The sequence below is a fragment of the Acinetobacter sp. ACIN00229 genome (genome assembly GCF_016106645.1).
Lineage (GTDB): Bacteria > Pseudomonadota > Gammaproteobacteria > Pseudomonadales > Moraxellaceae > Acinetobacter > Acinetobacter oleivorans.
In genome coordinates this window covers 1-18,657 of sequence record NZ_JADWOM010000030.1, presented here as the reverse complement: position 1 = coordinate 18,657, position 18,657 = coordinate 1, and the positions used below count along the sequence as shown (strand labels likewise).

Genomic DNA, 18,657 nt, shown 5'->3' with positions numbered 1-18,657 from the left:
ATAAAAATATGGCTAGGAAATATTTTATGAAAAGTAAGTTAGGAATCAGTAAACAGCTTTTTATTGCTTTCAGTATTGTTAATTTAAGCGTTACCCTGTTTTCTATGTTGCTGGGATACCTAATTTATAACTATGCCATTGAAAAAGGTTGGCTCACTTTAGACTCTCTACAAGAGGATTGGACCAATTTTCATTTTATAGATTGGATTTGGATGTCTGCCGTCATTTTGTGTGGCTGTCTTATTTCACTCGTGATCGGCATGCATCTCGCAAAACGTTTTATTCTACCCATTAATTTCTTAGCCGAAGCAGCCAAAAAAATTAGTCAGGGTGATCTCTCTGCTAGAGCTTACGACAACAGAATTCACTCGGCTGAAATGTCTGAACTTTTACATAATTTTAATGATATGGCTCAAAAACTAGAAGTTTCTGTGGAAAATGCACAGGTTTGGAATGCTGCCATCGCTCATGAATTAAGAACGCCAATCACCATTTTACAAGGCCGCCTGCAAGGCATAATTGACGGCGTTTTTAAGCCTGATGAAATTCTATTTAAAAGTCTCTTAAATCAAGTCGAAGGTTTATCTCATTTAGTTGAAGACTTACGAACGATAAGTTTAGTTGAGAATCAACAGTTAAGATTAAATTATGAGTTATTAGATTTTAAGTCTGTGATTGAAAAAGTTCTCAAGGCCTTTGAAGACCGCCTAGAACAAGCAAACTTAAAGCCAGAACTTGATTTAACCACTACTCCTGTATTTTGTGACCGTCGCCGTATTGAGCAAGTTTTAATTGCGTTAATTGATAATGCTATTCGTTATTCAAATGCAGGAAAACTTAAGATCTCTTCAGAAGTGGTCTCAGAAAACTGGATATTAAAAATTGAAGATGAAGGCCCCGGCATCGCAACTGAGTTCCAAGATGATCTATTTAAACCCTTTTTTAGATTAGAAGAGTCAAGAAATAAAGAATTTGGTGGTACAGGATTGGGATTAGCTGTTGTACATGCGATTGTGGTTGCGCTTAAAGGTTCTATTCACTATAGCAATCATGGCTCAAAAAGCACTTTCACCATAAAAATTTTGATGGATAAGTAAAAATGCTGAGTTATAAAATTATTCTTCACTTTCTTTTACTCTTCTACGAATTTCTTCACGCCATTTTGTGGCATTTTCTTGTTGCTTATTCAATAAAACACCCAGCATAAAGGCTGTAGCTGCGGCTCCAATTAAGGCAATGCCAGTTTCATAAATAATATCTATAACAAACTCTAATACGCCTTCAGATAGGAAATCTAAGGTGCCAGAAAACTTAAGAAATTTAGCTATGGCAACCACGATAACACCCAATAAAGCACCAGCCCACAAGAATATTTTATGAATGTTTAGAGGAGCTGTGACTTGATCGATCTGATCGGGATATTTTCGATAGTACTCAATTTCATCCTCCGTCACTTCAGAGTTGGACTTAAATAACAATTTAATAAAGAGCTTATCTTGGTCAAGTTTTGAGTTTTTCTTCATAGATGTTATGTATGATAAATCTTCTAAGGTTTCATGTTACTCATTTTTTCTTTACTGAGTAAAAGTTTTTAAGCGTTCTCTATATTTAAAATAATTTATAGCGTTACTCTCACGTTTTAATTTTACCTAGTTAACTTATCCAAATTTTTTATGCTAAAACTACGATTACTAATTTAAGTAAAAATAAATCTATATGAATAGACTTGAATGTAATCGCATGTTTATTTCGATCATTGAGCAAGGAAGTTTTGTTAAAGCTGCCGAAAATTTAAATACAAGCGTCGCACAAGCATCCAAGCTCATTTCAAAACTAGAGAACGAATTAGGTGTACAGCTTCTAAAAAGATCGACACGCTCATTGAAGCCAACAGAACTTGGATTAGCTTATTACCATCGAATTAAGCAACTTATGGCAGAGTTTGATGAAATTGAAATTAGTATTAAAAATCAATCTCGCGCCCCAGTCGGTAAACTAAAAATAAGTGCTCCTAACTCTTTTGGAACAGTGCAATTAAGTAAAACACTGGTTAACTTTGCCCAGAAATATAGTCAAATTGAATTAGATGTGAGCTTTACTGACCGTACGGTGAATGTCATTGAAGAAGGATTTGATATCGCCATTCGAATTGGAGAGCTTAAAGATAATAATTTAATTGCGACTCCATTATCTCAAATTAGATTTGTATTGGTCGCATCTCCCCTATACTTAGAAAAATTTGGCTATCCTCAAAGTCTACAAGACCTAGAATCTCATTCCTGCATCATCGATACAAACTTTAAAGATCCATATGAATGGGCTTTTTTTGAAAAATCACCTTCGAATGTATTACATACAATCAATGTGAATGGTCGGATTCATTTTGCGAATACAGAAGCCTGTTTAGCGGCAACCATAGCCGGACTCGGCATCGCCAGATTACCCATGTTTATTTTAAAAGATGCACTTATCGACAAAAAGATTATTCCTATTTTAGAAAACTATGAATTACCGCGAAGAGGTCTCTATGCGGTTTACCCTCCTGCAAAACATCTAGCCAACAAGGTGAGAACTCTGATTGATTATTTAAAAGAGCAATATGCGTACCCTGCCGAATGGGAAATTTACGAGTAATTGTTTCCAAAATGGAAATAAATATTCAATTTCAGCCTACTTAATCACTTAAAAAATCAACAGTAGTATGTATTCATCAAGTTAATTCTCATCGAGACATACAATGAATACATCAAACACAGCTCCTTATGCGGCACTACTACTCCGTATAACCTTAGCGCTTTATTTCTTTGCCCATGCTGGTCTTAAACTATTTGTATTTACACCAGCAGGTACAGCACAATTTTTCCAATCTGTTGGAGTTCCAGGATGGATGGCATATGTGACTATTCTCTGGGAGATTTTAGGAGCAATATTATTATTAGTTGGTTTTAAACCTCGAATTGTTGCCATTGCGCTGATTCCAGTCTTATTAGGTGCAATATTTACTGTACATGGTGCTGCCGGTTTCTTTTTTACAAACCCTAATGGTGGCTGGGAATTCCCATTTATGTGGATTATCTCTTTAGTTGCTCTCGCACTCATTGGTGATGGACCGTTTTCTTTAAGTAAATCTTTTAAAAACTAAGCTCGTTAATAGATGAGATGCCATTACATGAATGGCATCTAAACACTAAATATTCAGCTCATTCAGGATATTCAAATGAAAGATCTATTTATAATTTTATTACACGGCGTAGGTAGTAATGGTGAAGACTTAGAAGCAGTTGGAGAATTTTTTAAGGCCAATCATTCTAATTTGAATTTTGTCGCACCCAATGCTCCTTTTAGCTTTATGAACAGTAAAGAAGCCTATCAGTGGTTTAGCATTACTGGGGTTAATGAGGAGAATCGCTTTAGTCGCATTAAAGAAGCCAGAACTCAGTTTGACCAAAAAATCCAAGAGATCCTTACCCAAAACCAATTAGAAAACCACCTAGATAAAGTCGTTTTTTTAGGATTTTCTCAAGGTGCAATAATGGCTTTAGATGCGGTCGTTTCAGGGCGTTGGCCTATTGCTGGGCTGATTAGCATCGCTGGAAGATTAGCAAGCCCAATCAATAATGAAATTAATAAAAACACGAAAGTTTTATTAATTCATGGTGAGTCAGACACCGTTATTTCTCCAACTGAAAGCCAAAGTACATATCAACAAATGCGTGCAGCAAACTTAAATGTTGAGTTGAATATTTTACCCGCTACAGGACATACCATTTCGCATTCAGCGCTTCAGTTAAGCCTTGATTTTTTAAACACTATTTAATCCATTTGGCCTAAACATCCAAATCAGAACTTAGATCTTCCTAAATCTAAGTTCCGTACTTTCTCGTCTCAAATTATTCTTCGGAGTTAAAAATGACTACATCAATCCGTGCAGAAGATATTATCAGCCCTATTACTGATACTATAAAAGCGAATAAAAACTCACCAAAAGAAGCAAAAAATCTAGGTTTATTTGCTTACGATAAACCAACCCCAGAAAATACAGTTTTATTACTTATTGATCATCAAGTTGGTTTAATGGCTAGCGTTCGTGATACGTCAAGCCTCGCTGAATTAAAAAGTAATGTTCTTGGTTTAGCACGTACAGCCAAAGCTCTTAATATTCCAACACTCATTACATCATCAAACGCACAATGGCAAAACGGCGACACTCTCCCAGAAATTAAATCATTGTTCCCTGATAATTCAATTTATCGACGTACAGGGATCATTAATGCATATGAAGACCCGACTTTTCGTAGAGCACTTATTAATTTGCTAGAAGCAACAGGTCGAACCCATATTATTATTGCAGGCGTAACCATTGGTACTTGCTGTACTTTCCCGACACTATCGCTATTAAATGATGGATATAAAGTCTACCCAGTCATTGATGCATGTGGCGCATGGAATCAATATGAGGTTCAGGCTGCTACATTACGCATGGCAAATGCAGGTGCAGAACCAGTAACGACCTTTAGTCTAGCTTGTGAATTACAGGCTGACTGGAAAAAGCCTTCAGCAGATCAAATGCTTGAGCCTTTCAAAGAGAACTTATCGGAATATGGGTTTGTACTACAAAACTTCTGGGATAATGTCGGCACCCCAGCAGTTGAAGATCCTTTTAAAATCAAATAATTGATTTTTCTTAAGCTTTGTATCTTTGATTTTTAGGTAAATTTAGAGATACAAAGCTTTCTAGTTTATTGTTGATAAACTTTCTTTCCATTAAAAATGGTCCACACCACTTTTGTTTCAGCCAACTGTTCAGGCGAAACGTTAAAAATATCTCTATCTACTAAAATCATATCGGCCTTTTTGCCCGGCTCGAGCGTACCAATGCTTTTATCTAAATAAAGCGCTTTCGCTGAATTAATCGTATAGGCCTTAAAGACTGTATCTCGATCAATGGCTTCTGCTGGGTTTAAAACTTCGCCTTCACTTCCTTTTCGTGTAATTGCAGTCGCCATGGCGACAAAAGGATTGGCTGTTGAAACTGGTGCATCACTTGCACCTGCAATGGTCGCGCCGTTAATTAACAACGAATGTGCAGGATACATGCCCTTATAAGAAGTTGCATCGATATAAGGTTTTACCAGTTCTTTGTTAAAACTGTCCTCATAGGCCCATGCCAATTGCATCGAAGCAATCACATTGTTTTGTTTAAAGCGCTTATAGTCGTTAGGGTCAACGAGTTGTAGATGGGTAATGCTATGAGGGACGTTGCTCTGACGCTTTGAGCGAGCATACTCAAAGGCATTTAAAGATTCCTGTACAGCTCTATCCCCAACAGCGTGAATATGAACAATCATATTTCGTTTATCTGCTTCATCAACAACTAACTTAAAAGTATTTGGGTCAAATAACAAAGTCCCTTGCTTGTTACTATTAGAGTACCGACCAAGTAATGCAGCCGATTGCGCTGGAATCTCTAATACGCCATCAGCGAATACTTTCACACCGACTAAATTAAAGTTATCTATGTTTTTATATTTGCTATTGATTGACTCAATGATGTTAAAAACTTGAGGTGTACTTTTTGAGTTAATGACATGTAAACCAGAAACTCGTGCTGTTAACTCTCCTTTTTGAGATAATTCTTTATACATTGGAATCATCCCTAGGGTTTCCTCTGTATTTTTAATATTGGTAATTCCTTTATTTGGACTGGCGTTTGCAGCGATATCCATCCATGCCGTGAGACCCAAACTGTTATAGTATTTGACTGCTTCTTTCGAGCCTTTATAAAGCAGATCATGTGATACAGATGGAATTTTATCACTCACCATATCCCAGCCAGAGTCAATCACAAATCCAGTGGGTTCAAAGTTTTCATTATGTGCAACATTTTGCTGGTCATTTAGGCTTAATTGCTGAATGAAGTTTGCATCTATACCAGCTTTCTTTAGGAGTGCTTGGTTTGCCCAAGCTGTATGATGGTCACTACCGACTAAAGCAATAGGACGATCTTTCCATTCATTATTATTAAATACATTTGAGAGTTGATCGGCCAATTCCCAATATTCTGACGATAAGCCATTCAAAAATAGAACATCTCCAGCAACTCCCGTACCATCGAGACTGGCTTGTTTAAGTTTTGCTTCAACTTTAGAAATATCTATGGTGGTATCACCGCTATCCATAGTGGCTAATATCGCCTCTACACCAGAAGCCAAGGCATGAATATGGCTATCGATTAACCCTGGCATTAGAACTTTATGCTCAAGATCGATAACTTGTGTATTGTTATCTGCAATTTTTTTGATTTCTTCGTTGCTACCAACTTTTAGGATGGTTCCATCCTGAGCAACTGCGATGGCTTGTTGAAGGGAATCTTTATCTTTAGCAGTATAAATTTTTCCATTAATATAAATACTTGCAGCAGCATTATTGTCATCACTATCATTGTTTGCACATCCTAAGTTTATAAAGAGTAAACCTAGGCTAAGTGCTAAAAATCCTTTTTTAAATCTCATTGTTAACTCCAAAAATCATTTCAATTCTAATAATCGTTTTCTAATCTTCTTGTTGATCTGTTTGCATCAAGTCTTTGAGTACTGAGGTCTATCCATTGACTACAGTTTTGTTACTCTTAATACACTTAGACAGCTCTATACGATGCCTTGCACTACTCGCAAAAATCTCTATTTCACTGTTAGGAAAGTTCGTTAGACTTGAGTCCATAATTGCAATTTTTGTTTTTAAGTTTTCCATAAATTAATCTCCATTGTGGAATGGATAAACTAATTTTTAAGTTTATTTAAGGATATAAAAAGAATAGAGAAAATACCGATTTATGAGATTTTTGTCCGCAAATCGGACAATAAACATTCTAATAAATCATTAAATGACTTCCTGAACCAAAGCTGTCTTTTGACCTTTTCTCTTTAAATTCTTATTGAAATGTCATATCTAATCTAACCCAGATTTATAAAATAATTTTTATAATTTAAATAATGGATAATTAGATATGGATCGTTTTAAAACTATTTTACTTATTACAAGCACATGTTTAACAACAACTCTTTATGCCAAACAACAAGTCGTGTGTGTGTTTGACCCCATTGGTAAATCTGGAGATGCTTTCGCTTTAGCCAAAGATTATGCACTTGAAGCCAAAAATTGGGGAGCAGATCTATCTTTAAAAGCCTATGTTGATGAACGCGTTGCGGCTGAAGATTTAAAAGTTGGAAAATGTGATGGCGCTATTATTAGTGGTTTACGTGGCCGCCAGTTTAATAAATATACAGGATCTTTAGATGCAGTTGGCGCATTAACAAATATGAAAACGGCAATTAATGCCTATAAGCTGTTGTCTTCACCTATGGCCGCAAAAAATATGGTGGTAGGCCCTTACGAAATTGCAGGTTTAGGGACAATTGGCCCTGCTTATTTATTTGTAAATGATAGAAGTATCAATACACTCGCTAAAGCTGCCGGTAAAAAAATTGGGGTATTTAAATATGATGAAGCGCAACCAAAGCTTGTGCAACATGTTGGTGGTCAGGCTGTATCTGTAGATGTCACCAATGCTGGTGCGAAGTTTAATAATCATGAAATTGATATTGTGCCCGCTCCTATTGTGGCATTTAAACCTTTTGAGCTATATAAAGGCTTAGGTGAAAAAGGAGCAATCATTCGTTTTCCTTTAACTCAAATTTCGGCAAACTTCATTATTCGTAAAGACCAGTTTCCAGCAGGTTTTGGGCAAAAGTCTCGAACTTGGGTAGCCAGCCAACTAAATAGAACGTTTGGCATTATTGCTAAATATGAAAGTGATATTCCTTCAAAGTATTGGATGGATATTCCAAAAAATGAACAAGTAAACTATATGAAGATGATGCGCGAGGCACGTATACAGCTAACCAAGGCTGGTATTTACGACCCTAAAATGATGAATTCTTTGAAAAAAGTAAGATGTAAAGAAAACCCAAGTAATTTTGAATGCGCGTTAAATGATGAATGAATACTCAAAACATATGCACATCTTCTTTTAAGAAGCTCTACCCTCAGTTATTCATTTGCTCTCGGGCTTGTTGTGGCGCTTTACCCGACCACTCTTTATAAGCCCGTGTAAATGAGCTGTGCTCGGCATACACCAATATTTTTAATAATTCTCAATTAGAGAGTTTTAAGAATATTTTGAAAATATGAAGGGTAATTATCAAAATACCGTTCTAGTGTTTTTCTATAAGTTCTGAAAGAAGACCTTTTAAAGATAAACTCCCCAGGAAATCTTAAATCATCATTTTTTATAAATTCAACAATCTCCTGTGCAATTGTACGATCGGAGAAACCTAATTCATATACCAGAATACTTTCATTATTAGGTAATCCATATTTAATTACTTTTTGAAACTCAAATATATAATGGTCTACTAATAAACCGTCTGGGTATAAAAAAAATGCTATAGCACTAATAATTAGATTTATTTCAAAAGCTAGAGTTTGTTCTAAAAAGGTTAAAACTGCATCTTCATCAATTTTTCTCCAACCTTCCCCCCAACGAGAACGACCATTAATATTATTAACAAATTCAAATATATCTTTGTAACTTTGACCTTGAATCCATAGTTTAGTAATTTCATAAGGTAAATTAATAGGTTGAATTCTATGTAAAAAATTATTATCAATCATCTCTAAACAGAATGGCCAAATTATTTCCAACAAAACAAATTTATCTTGGTTTGTATTTAATATTTCTCGATTTAATTCAACCCATGATTGGATTTTCTTTGTATCTTCTACTCCCAATAATGTTTTAGAGAATTCTTTTTGTGTTAAAGGATCAGAAATATGACTAGAAACATAATAAGCAATATTTTTAAAAAGAGTGATTAAATCTTTCTTCTCCGTATCATTTGCAAGATGATAAGCTAAAGTTCTTTTTGCTAACTCTTGAGACTCGATGATAAAATCCTGTATGTCGTTATTTTCTCGATTTGCCATTAAATGACTCTCAATAGTGGAAGTAAGTTTCCTTCTACTAAAAATAGCGTTATGCAAATCAGATTCATTAAACAGATGGCTGTGAGTTCTTAAAATTTCTTGTATACCCTGTAAACATTCTGATTCATTCGCAGTCAATAAATTAATTGGTATCTTAAGTTCCCTAAAAGAGCCTTGAATTTTTCTTATAGTAGTTATTGGTCTCACAAGCTTTAGAAGTGAGCTAGAAACAGCCTCTGTATTTTCATCATTTAATAAACTTAATGCATTATTATATTTGTATTTATTTTTAGAATCATAAATTTCAGGATCAGCAAAAATTATTAAACCCTCCGTATGCATACTAGAACGACCAGCTCTACCAATCAAATTTTGAAAGTCTCTAACCTTTATCTTTTCTCCAGCCTGATTCATAGATGTCACTATTAAATATCTGATTGGTAAATTTACTCCTTGCGCAAGCGTGGACGTACAACTAATAAATTTTATCAAATGTTTTTGCATAGCATATTCAATGCTTAGTCTTAATCCTGTCGGAGTTGTACCATGATGTAGAAAGAAGCCATAGTTTGCTCCCTTTGCTAACTCAGAGTCTTCGCCAAAATTTTTGCCTATTAGACTATAAAGATTTTTTATTTCTTTGGGATCTGAGAAATGCGCTGGTGGTAAAATTTCAAAGTCTCTTTGATAAATTTCTACAGCTCTCTTAATAATGTTTAGTGCACTCGTTTTTAATCCATTATAGATAGCAACAGGTCCTTGAGGTAATAAACGAATTGCCAAATCTAGTGCAACATCAGCATTAGTAGATTCTGGAAAAGTTCGTACTTTTCTTTCTCTATCTAGTTTTTTTAAAGACTTTTGATTAAAAATACGAGGTACAAAGTAGGGGAAATCCTCCTTAAAATGTAACTCTCCGCCTTTACCTTCCAACCAACTAGCAAAGGCTATAGACTTTGAACTTGCTAATAATTTTGTACCATCAACTATTTTTCCATTATTTCCAATTAACCAATTTCTGATATCGTGAGCATTCTGAATAACAGCAGAGATCAAAATAGTTTGTGTTGATTCAGATATCAATGCTTTAATCTCAGTCAATAATAACTCATATGTTATTCCCCGTTTACCAGAGTCGAATTGATGTCCTTCATCATAAATTAGTAATCCCAAATGGTTAATTAAACTGGGCAATTGACGTAAAACATATAGTAGTTTTTCAGGAGTAAGAACTAAAACATAATTTAAACTAGAATATTCTGTACCTAGTATTTCAGAAATAGTCTCAATAAAGTCAAGTTGCAAGGCATCAGAAATTTCATTTATTCTTATATCAGTATTATTAAATACTATTTTTAATGATTGTGTTATTTCATTACATAGAGCTCTAAATGGAGCCACTATTATAGCTAATTTAGTTCTTTTAGCTAAAAATGCACTCTGTAAAACTATTTCTATCGATTTAGTTTTACCTGCACTCGTTGGCATCTGTATTAGACCAGAATTATTTTCAAATAAACCAGCTTCCCCTATTTTTATTTGAGATGGCCAGAGTTCTTTTGGAAAATCTTTTTTCTTTATAATTTCTTCCCACAACGGAATTGATAAATTTGAATATAAGGGTAATTTATTCCATGAACTATTTTTAACTTTTAGGAAAGAAACAGCAACTATAAGATCAATAAGTAATAACTCTTCGGGGCTTCCATATTTATAGACCATAGCCCTCAAGTGATTCAACTGTTCCTCCAGCCTATCAACTCCACGACCATTATTCATATAAAAATCAACATCATAAGAAATATTCATTAATAACAATTCTATCTCAGATAGACCTGCATAACTTATTTCTCCTATATAGTGATTAGACAGAATTTGCCATAAAGTAAGTTCAAAAATATTAGAGAACTCATTCGGCAATATTTTTTTTGCCATTACAAGAGCACTACCAGGCCTATTTATTAGATAGTACGCAGCTGCTCCTAATAACTTTAATTTAATATCCATGTCGCTATTGAAGCGAGCACCAATAAAAGAATCAAAAAATTTAGCAGCAAACAAAAGATTACTTAGATCATCATCTGATAGTTCTTTGTTATCATTTAATAATGCAGCTGAGTCACCCAAAATACCTATTGTTAAATAAAAAAGATCTTCTGGGTCTCCATCTTTATATGGATTAATATGATATTCAGCAGGAATCTGAAATTCATACATCTTTTCTTTAGAACGAGTAATTCCTAAAAGTCTAGTACTATTAAATTCAGGCTTCATTTGCTGCTCTCTCATAAAGCTGATGAGTAAAATTCATTAAATCATTGCCTTTAAAAATAATAATTTTTAAAGCCGATAAATTAGAATGATTACTACTATCACTAAGCCGAATTAAGCTTTCGTCAAAAGCTATATCGTTAAGAACCGCAATAGCGCAAGGTTTATAAGTAAATGGTCTATCAGCTTTGTCTTGGAATCTTTCAACTAACATTACTTTCTGAATATCATTAGAGCTAAGTAATCTACGTTTGATAGCATTTAACGTTTGGGCTTGCCTAAGAATATCTTTAGAGGAATCATTGATGGCATTTTGTAATGTGTTATTGTATCGAGTACTACTCAATTGTGCTTTAGCTTCTATTGTAATTAATACATCTTCAGGATTATGCTGATTCACATCTTTCATCTGTAAACCTAATATATCAACCCCTTTTATAGATTCATTACGATTCCACTTTTCTTCATATTTACCACGTGGTACCCAAAACTCCCATATAAATTCTAGAAAATCAGTAAGTAAAATTTCAGTAAAATCACCTGATCTAATACTTGGACCTGGAGCTCGACTTTTGTCTGGAAAAATCACCTCATTTAGATAGTCTTTTTTTGTTTTATACGGTGTTCCACTTATTAATAAATCTATATCAGAATCTGAACAATATTGCTGTCTAAAATGTTTAGCCCAGCTACTTAAAATGGCTTCATCAGTTACTTCTTTTAATTCCCAAATTTCAATATCGTGGCCATTCGCAGTTTTAAGTATTGCACCCGTATTTATTATAAAGTCTAAATGAGGAAGTTCTGACATCTCTATTTTTCAGAAAATATTTAATTAACTCAATATAATATCAGCATTTTATTTTGCTGCAAAGTTAAATATTGAATCAAACCATTCAAATAAAAACATCTTCAAACTGCAGACAGTCAAAACAATCTAATTACTTATTTTCAAGTTTTAGCACTTTCAATTTTTTATTTATACTTTGTAATTGTGTGGTAAAATTCTCTAAAATTACAAAAAATCTTTTATTCATGGAAAAAATTTAATTTATATATTTTAAATACAATCTTATTTCTATTCTAGAATAAAACAATTTTCTCTAGTGAACCATTTACCATCTTTAGTCTTAGATTAAAAAAAATAGTGTTGTAGACCCTATCTTTACCTTTTATAGATACCTTATATCAACCCTCAACCAAGCCTTTTATAATAGATAGCCGTACCGTCATAGCTCCCATTTGAACTTAATGCGAAGTTTGGAATGACACCCACACGCACAAATCCAATCTTACTATATAAAAGTTCGGACACATCACCTTCACGTGTATCTAAGACAAGTAAGCGCAGACCCTTTTCTCGTGCAAAATTTTCTAGTTCATTCATCAGTAATGTTGCTATTCCTTGTTTTCTTGCCGATGTAAGAACCATAAGTTTTTCAACTTCTGCTCTGTGAATGCCGTTCTTTTTACTCACTAAGGATAATTGAACACTACCGACAACCTTTCCTTGTTGTATGGCAATCCATAGACGGCTATTACCTTGTACTAATTTATGGTTGACCTCACGCCAATAATTTAAGACTTCGTTCTTTTCTATGGGAGCCAGAAAACCTATAGAAGCTCCATTATTTACAGAATCTTCTAACAATAGCGATAAGCATTCTTCATAATCGCCAATTTCATTGATCTCTAAAATTTCAATGTCTTTCATATTTTTTCTCAAAATTATAATGATGAAGTACAGATGAAATTTTATACTAAATAAGTTTTTCTTACTCTTAAAGTAAATATCGATATTCTGATATCTGCTTATGCTTTTTACCTAGTTTTTACATAGTAATAAAGAAATTATCCAGTGATGCTTTTCCTACGATCTCATTATTAAAATGTTCGCTAAATATATTTTGAAAAACATTAATAACTTGATTTTCATCAAAATCAATTGGGACTTCTAGAAGTATAGCATCATGCATTGGCAAAATTATTTGTGCAAATGGTATTTTACTTACTTCAATTAATGTCTTTTTAAAAATTAGTGATGCAGTACCTTGAACAACTTGGCTAACAGCAACTCTTTTTTCTTGTTCAGTTAAAGTTTGATTTTCATGAGTTATCCTTAAATAATTACCTAAAACAGTACCAATTTTTTTGTTGGTAAAAAATGTTTCCTGAATAGTTTTTTTCCATGCTTCAAACTGAGTAAATTTTCTAAATAATGCTTTAGCTTTAGTTCTATCTGCACCTAATCCATAAGCTGCATCAATTAAAGATTTTGTTTTCATTCCGTATGAATAAGATAAGAACAATTTCTTAGCATCCTTCCGCTTTCCTTCTTCAGAAAAAATCTTTCCTGCAATTACTTCGTACATATCAGATTCTGCATATAAATCTATTAGCTCTTGATCCTTAGACAAGGCTGCCATGATTCCAACTTCATATTGATCATAATCAATATAAATAAATTTTTTACCATGGCTTGGTTTTAGTAAAGACCTATATTTTTTTGAAATATTTTGAATAGAAGGGTCTTTAAGATATATTCGCGATGTTATTGATCCAAAAATATCAACTATAGGATAAATCCGTTCTTGGCTTAGTGTTATACCATTTAAAATCGTTCGAGTATGGTTAAGCTTATACAACTCTAATAAGTCTGGTGCATAGTTATTATTAAGCGGCACAAAGCGTAGAATATATGGTATATCAAAGTTTTCGCAATCAACCCCCTGTGGTTCTAAATATTCAATTACATCATTATCATGAGGAACTTCTAATGGCACATTATATTTAGATGAAAAGGATTTAAGAGACATAAAAAAATTATGATCTATTTCTTTTTTAAACTCTAAAAGGCGTTTTTTATCAATTAATAATCCTTTTGCCATTGTTTCATACATAATATTAGAAACAGGAACTTCAATATTGATAAATCTCTGCAACTCATCTTTTTCTATTGCACTAACTCTTAAAACTTCCCAGTAATATTTTAAAAATACTGCAAATTTTTGATAAATCTCCTTATCGAAATTACTACAACGATTAAATATAGACATGTAAGCTTTATTAAGTTCTATATCAATATTCTCTAGATCCAACCTTCTAGTGAAATCTTTGATATCTCTAGCTTTTCTCTCCGACTTTTCACCAGAAATTATTACTTGAAATTCATCTAAGTCAACAATTTTACAAGGTAAATAACCAACTTCTTTAAAAATAGAATTTGCAATTAACCAATAATCGTGACAAATAAGATAACAAGTTTGATTAGCTATCGTTTGTGTATCGACTTCTATAAGTTCGTCCTGCTCTAATAGAAAATATCTATCTACTCCCAGACCCGAATAATTTTTTAAAAATAAAAAGACTTTTGTATTAATCATAAGAGCTGATTTCATCATATAAATTTTCAATATTTGTATTAGTTGGTGGAAGAACAATATTTCCATCAGTATCAAAATATTTTGCTGCTCTATTTGCAGTACCTTGTACTCTTATGCCCAATTCACTAATAATTGGAGATAACTCAGGTCTATCGAATTTTCTTGTAGCGAGTAAAAAATATCTTTGATTCCGTAAAGGCCAATTTTTCTCAAAAAGGCTAACAACCGATTTTAAACGATGGCATTCGCCCACTTGATAGAGGTATAAAAAAATAGCTGAAGCTTCAGATGAAGTTGGATCAGAGACAATAATCTCTAAAGCGCTGTTCAGTAAAATTTCACTCTTAAACTTTTTAGAAGCTAAAACGTTCCATAAATGATAGTTTTGCCATCTATGTAATGCTTTATTTCTATTACACAAAAAATCACTGATTTGTATTAAAGGCTCATTGTTAGGTTGCAGTGCTAATATAAGTCGACAAAACTGATCTGTCGAAGCTGGATGCTTATGTAAAGCATTAAGCATCAATATAACCAAATTATTCGATAACTCTGAATGAATATCAAAAAGATTTGCATCAACTAATATTTTTAAACGATTTACTGCAAACCTAAACTGCCTTGATTGAGTCTCTTCTTTTTCTATACAGTCCGAAATTATTTCTGCTATATATTTTGCAGAACGACTGATAACTCTGCGGCTACGAGATTTCCACATATTATCAATAGCATTAGAACGATCGTCAGTTCCAGGAAAAAAATCACTAATTTCTTGATCAGTAGATTCTTTAGTTAATATTTTTGTCTTAGCTGAATTAATATTCATGCCGACTTTGCGAAGTTCTTCAATCAAATCCATTAGAGCTTTTTGTGCACCATGCTCATCTGAACAAATGATTCTTATATCATCTACATATCGATAGTAATCATAACCTTTTTCAATCATCGCTCTATCAACAGAATCTAATATTACATTTGCGATAAAAGATGAAGGATCTCTATTTTGAGGTAATCCATTTGAACCATTATATGTCCACTTAGTTAGAAGCTTACAAAGCATATCTATCGCACTTCTAATTTTATATTTTTCATGCCCTTCAACTTTTAAAGTTGATATCTTAGATTCAAAAGCAATTCTAATATTTTCAATTGATATATTTTCGAAATAATTAAATATATCTGTACACAACAGTGCTTGGTTATTTTTGAAAGCAGTAAAAGTAACCCCTTCATAAACTTTCCAAAGTTCAATCCTAGGCTTAAAAATATATTTTTCTTCCTTTCTATTTTTATTATACCGATGTCCTAAAACACGATGAGATAAAAGTTGATCGAAGTAAGGCATCAAATAAGAACAAATCGCTTGATAAATCAATCTATCATAGAAATCAGTTTCCAAAGCATATCTGATACCTAATCCCTTTTTAGGTACATCACAAATGTTACAAATTGATGCATGATATATTCCATTATTTTCTTCTAAAAGTGTATTAACTATAGAATGGATATCGTTAGTTTTTTCGATTAAATCTAAGAATTTTAAGGGATCAGGGAACCAGTCATCTCTCATATCCTGAGTTAGATGAGCAATTACCGCCCTAATATCAATAGGAAATACAAATAATGGAATATCTTTCCAAAAATTAGCAGCTGAATTAATCTTCTTAGGTTTTGTATAATGTGCGTCTTTAGAAGAATTTAAGACTTTAGTACTTCCTAAGGTTGTTGCATCCTCTTCATGTAACTGAACCCCCATAAAATTCTCTTTAATTATTTGAGTAACATTATTTTACTTTGTAACTTATTCGGAATCTATTGTTAATCAACGTAAATCTACTAAAGTTGCAGTACTATTAGTAGAGTCCACCATGGAAGTATAAATTCTTTATTTTATGTTGTATGGTTAAATGCGATTTTACGTGATAAAAACTCGTAGTTGAATCTATTAAATAACTTCATACTAAAAGTGAGATATAGAAGCACAAATCTTTCACGGTTATTTGTGTCTTCTCCATCCCATGAAATCTTCTTTCCGTCTATTGCTAATGGCATGTCTTCACACTTCGGTATTGGTTTTGAACTATGAGCATCAACAATATTTATAGAATTTTTTATATCATTCAGTATACCTATATTTAATACTGAACTACTATCATGAGCATAAGTATTTCTTAATTTATTAAACTTTTTTAATACTACTGCCAATTCATCTGGAAGTCCTAGCTTTTTAGCAATTAATAATTTTTTATCGAATCCAATAAATCCAATATCAAAAAAGTCTTTAACATTAGTAATAGTATTACACCAAACATCCAAAAATTCTTCTAAACAAAAGTGAGCTCTAAGTACACTTCCTAATTCATCGGAAGTAGTAGCCAAAACTATAGCTATATTAGGTTCAAAAGCTTTGCCAAAATCATATCCGTTATAATGCGTCATCTTCTCTCAAATCTCATATTACTTTTAAATTGAGTAACTTTATACTCGTATTAATCCACTCATAATCCAAATAATATAAGTTATACAAAAATTATTACTATTCGATCTTCGTATAAGTATAGCTATTAACTAACCTGGATTCACCCCATCCCCCTCAAAAACACCTCCAACACCCTTTCATCAACTTCACCCAAACTTAAACACTGAATGACGGCGCCTTCGATCATATATAGAAAGAGTTTGGCATCAGTAAAAGAAACATCGGGGTTAAGTGCTCTAAGCTGGCTATATATTTCATTGATGAGCCATGTTCTATATCGCACGGCGGTTTGATAGGTTTTTGGATGGGTCAGTTTTGTTTCAAAAATAGCTTTGAATAATAGGTAATACAGCCCGTTTAAGTCTGCATGTAGAAAATAGAGTTTCTTGAGTTTATCGATTGCGTTTGTGTCGCGGTCATATTCAACCACTGAAACAACTTTTTCTTTTAAACGTTCTTTTTGCACAATCAGGCAGATTTCTATCAACCGTTCTTTTGAGTGAAAGTAGTTATAAAAAGTCGCTTTGGTAACTTCACATTCTTTTACAAGCCTGTCGATGCCGACCAGATGAAATCCGTTGTAGTGAAATAACTCAATTGATTTATTTACGACTTGTAATGCACGTGTTGGGAGAACTAAATGTGGCATATTTTTACCGTTATAAAATTATTGTTGTATATAAATGAGATATAAAAACCGCTGCCTTTTGGGAGAAAAAAAGGCATAGCAAAGCCATAAAGACTGTGCGCAGCACATCTCAAGGTTTAATTGTCTAAGTTTTAAGTAATAACGAGCTAAAGCCTGAAAAAGCCTTACGGCGATCAAGCTGCGTTAAATGTTTTAAGCTGTGTTGTTATAGCTTTTGGCAAAGGTTGCCAAGAAATAATGGATGTGCAAAGCCAACTCCTTATATATGGAGTTCTGCCAAGACATTAAAATTATGGTGGCAGAACGAAAGGGGTTCGCAGACTGGCTTCAAGACCCAGCACACCCGAAGGTGTCCCCCTCCGTTCCGCCATAGAGGGGGCACGAGGGTATACACACTAAAAGAATAATCTTTTAATGCTCTTGAAGAACGGTCTGCGACAACCGACTGGCAATGTAGGCCAGCCCGCAAATGGTAATCTCCAATATTTGAGGTGTCAATGTGAAATTGGCTAGAAATTATTTAAATAGTTATTATTTTTCATTTAATTACATAATTAAGGGAATTCTTAAGTAATATTTACAAGCTAATTTTATATCATTAAGTTAAAGTTCAAAATCATTAAAACTGAACGTCTAGCTTGGCTTAAATCTTGAGCACCTATTTTATTTTATGAGTCTATATCAACATAAAAAATATTCTAGATTATTTAAGTAATTAATAGCCACCTCCCACCTATTAATAACACAATTTATAAAATTAAAATGTTTTATCACCACAGCACTAATATTTATAAATATTTCCATCAGGATAACTATTTTATATAAAATATCTATTATATTTTAATGATTAATATTTATTAAAACAACATCCAATAAAAACCTATAAAAAC

The 18,657-nt window shown here is 33.1% G+C and carries 15 protein-coding genes and 1 pseudogene; 6 read left to right on the top strand and 10 right to left on the bottom strand.

Features of this window, described 5'->3' with window-relative positions; all coding sequences use genetic code 11:
- The first annotated feature begins 26 nt into the window (after positions 1 to 26).
- Positions 27 to 1,097: a two-component sensor histidine kinase AdeS gene (adeS, locus tag I7H67_RS18730; RefSeq protein WP_198308566.1), complete on the top strand. Its 1,071-nt coding sequence runs from the start codon at positions 27 to 29 to the stop codon at positions 1,095 to 1,097.
- An 18-nt stretch (positions 1,098 to 1,115) separates the two neighbouring features.
- On the opposite strand, the gene I7H67_RS18725 is transcribed toward adeS, so the two are convergent.
- A complete protein-coding gene (locus I7H67_RS18725) occupies positions 1,116 to 1,523 on the bottom strand; it encodes a hypothetical protein (RefSeq protein WP_005305407.1) in 408 nt (135 codons plus the stop codon).
- Between the two features lie 217 nt (positions 1,524 to 1,740).
- On the opposite strand from I7H67_RS18725, the gene I7H67_RS18720 reads away from it, so the two are divergent.
- The 4 genes from I7H67_RS18720 (at position 1,741) to I7H67_RS18705 (ending at position 4,674) form a co-directional block, all read left to right on the top strand.
- Positions 1,741 to 2,634 carry a LysR family transcriptional regulator gene (locus I7H67_RS18720; protein WP_002050117.1) on the top strand — a complete coding sequence of 298 codons (894 nt, stop codon included), beginning with the start codon at positions 1,741 to 1,743 and terminating at the stop codon, positions 2,632 to 2,634.
- Between the two features lie 103 nt (positions 2,635 to 2,737).
- Entirely contained in the window at positions 2,738 to 3,142 is a 405-nt protein-coding gene (locus I7H67_RS18715; RefSeq protein WP_198308565.1) for a DoxX family protein, read from the top strand.
- Positions 3,143 to 3,217: 75 nt separating this feature from the next.
- Entirely contained in the window at positions 3,218 to 3,817 is a 600-nt protein-coding gene (locus I7H67_RS18710; RefSeq protein WP_198308564.1) for an alpha/beta hydrolase, read from the top strand.
- 92 nt (positions 3,818 to 3,909) lie between these two features.
- Positions 3,910 to 4,674, top strand: coding sequence for an isochorismatase family protein (locus I7H67_RS18705; protein WP_192833267.1), 765 nt, complete (start codon positions 3,910 to 3,912; stop codon positions 4,672 to 4,674).
- Positions 4,675 to 4,739: 65 nt separating this feature from the next.
- Here the strand turns inward: I7H67_RS18705 and I7H67_RS18700 are convergent, their stop codons facing one another.
- Entirely contained in the window at positions 4,740 to 6,512 is a 1,773-nt protein-coding gene (locus tag I7H67_RS18700; protein ID WP_198308563.1) for an amidohydrolase, read from the bottom strand.
- A 494-nt stretch (positions 6,513 to 7,006) separates the two neighbouring features.
- Between I7H67_RS18700 and adeT1 the strand changes: the two genes are divergently transcribed.
- Complete coding sequence (gene adeT1 / locus I7H67_RS18695; RefSeq protein WP_198308562.1) at positions 7,007 to 8,002, top strand: putative multidrug efflux protein AdeT1; 996 nt, start codon at positions 7,007 to 7,009, stop codon at positions 8,000 to 8,002.
- 43 nt (positions 8,003 to 8,045) lie between these two features.
- Here adeT1 and I7H67_RS18690 read toward each other — a convergent pair.
- The 8 genes and pseudogenes from I7H67_RS18690 to I7H67_RS18655 all read right to left on the bottom strand — a co-directional run.
- Positions 8,046 to 8,138, bottom strand: a pseudogene (locus I7H67_RS18690) (hypothetical protein); the annotation flags it as partial.
- Positions 8,139 to 8,157: 19 nt separating this feature from the next.
- Positions 8,158 to 11,259 (bottom strand): DEAD/DEAH box helicase, encoded by a 3,102-nt coding sequence (locus I7H67_RS18685; RefSeq protein WP_198308561.1) that lies wholly within the window; start codon positions 11,257 to 11,259, stop codon positions 8,158 to 8,160.
- Positions 11,249 to 12,067 carry a Hachiman antiphage defense system protein HamA gene (locus I7H67_RS18680; RefSeq protein ID WP_198308560.1) on the bottom strand — a complete coding sequence of 273 codons (819 nt, stop codon included), beginning with the start codon at positions 12,065 to 12,067 and terminating at the stop codon, positions 11,249 to 11,251. The genes I7H67_RS18685 and I7H67_RS18680 overlap by 11 nt, the downstream gene beginning before the upstream one ends.
- A 384-nt stretch (positions 12,068 to 12,451) precedes the next feature.
- Entirely contained in the window at positions 12,452 to 12,970 is a 519-nt protein-coding gene (locus tag I7H67_RS18675; protein ID WP_198308559.1) for a GNAT family N-acetyltransferase, read from the bottom strand.
- Between the two features lie 118 nt (positions 12,971 to 13,088).
- Entirely contained in the window at positions 13,089 to 14,657 is a 1,569-nt protein-coding gene (locus tag I7H67_RS19750) for a DNA polymerase (protein ID WP_227602608.1), read from the bottom strand.
- Complete coding sequence (locus I7H67_RS18665; protein ID WP_227602607.1) at positions 14,632 to 16,395, bottom strand: RNA-directed DNA polymerase; 1,764 nt, start codon at positions 16,393 to 16,395, stop codon at positions 14,632 to 14,634. The genes I7H67_RS19750 and I7H67_RS18665 overlap by 26 nt, the downstream gene beginning before the upstream one ends.
- Before the next feature lie 134 nt (positions 16,396 to 16,529).
- On the bottom strand, positions 16,530 to 17,078 hold the full coding sequence (locus I7H67_RS18660) for a hypothetical protein (RefSeq protein WP_198308558.1): 549 nt from the start codon (positions 17,076 to 17,078) through the stop codon (positions 16,530 to 16,532).
- 140 nt (positions 17,079 to 17,218) lie between these two features.
- Positions 17,219 to 17,767, bottom strand: a complete 549-nt coding sequence (locus I7H67_RS18655) for a TetR/AcrR family transcriptional regulator (protein WP_198308557.1) — start codon at positions 17,765 to 17,767, stop codon at positions 17,219 to 17,221.
- Positions 17,768 to 18,657: the final 890 nt, after the last annotated feature.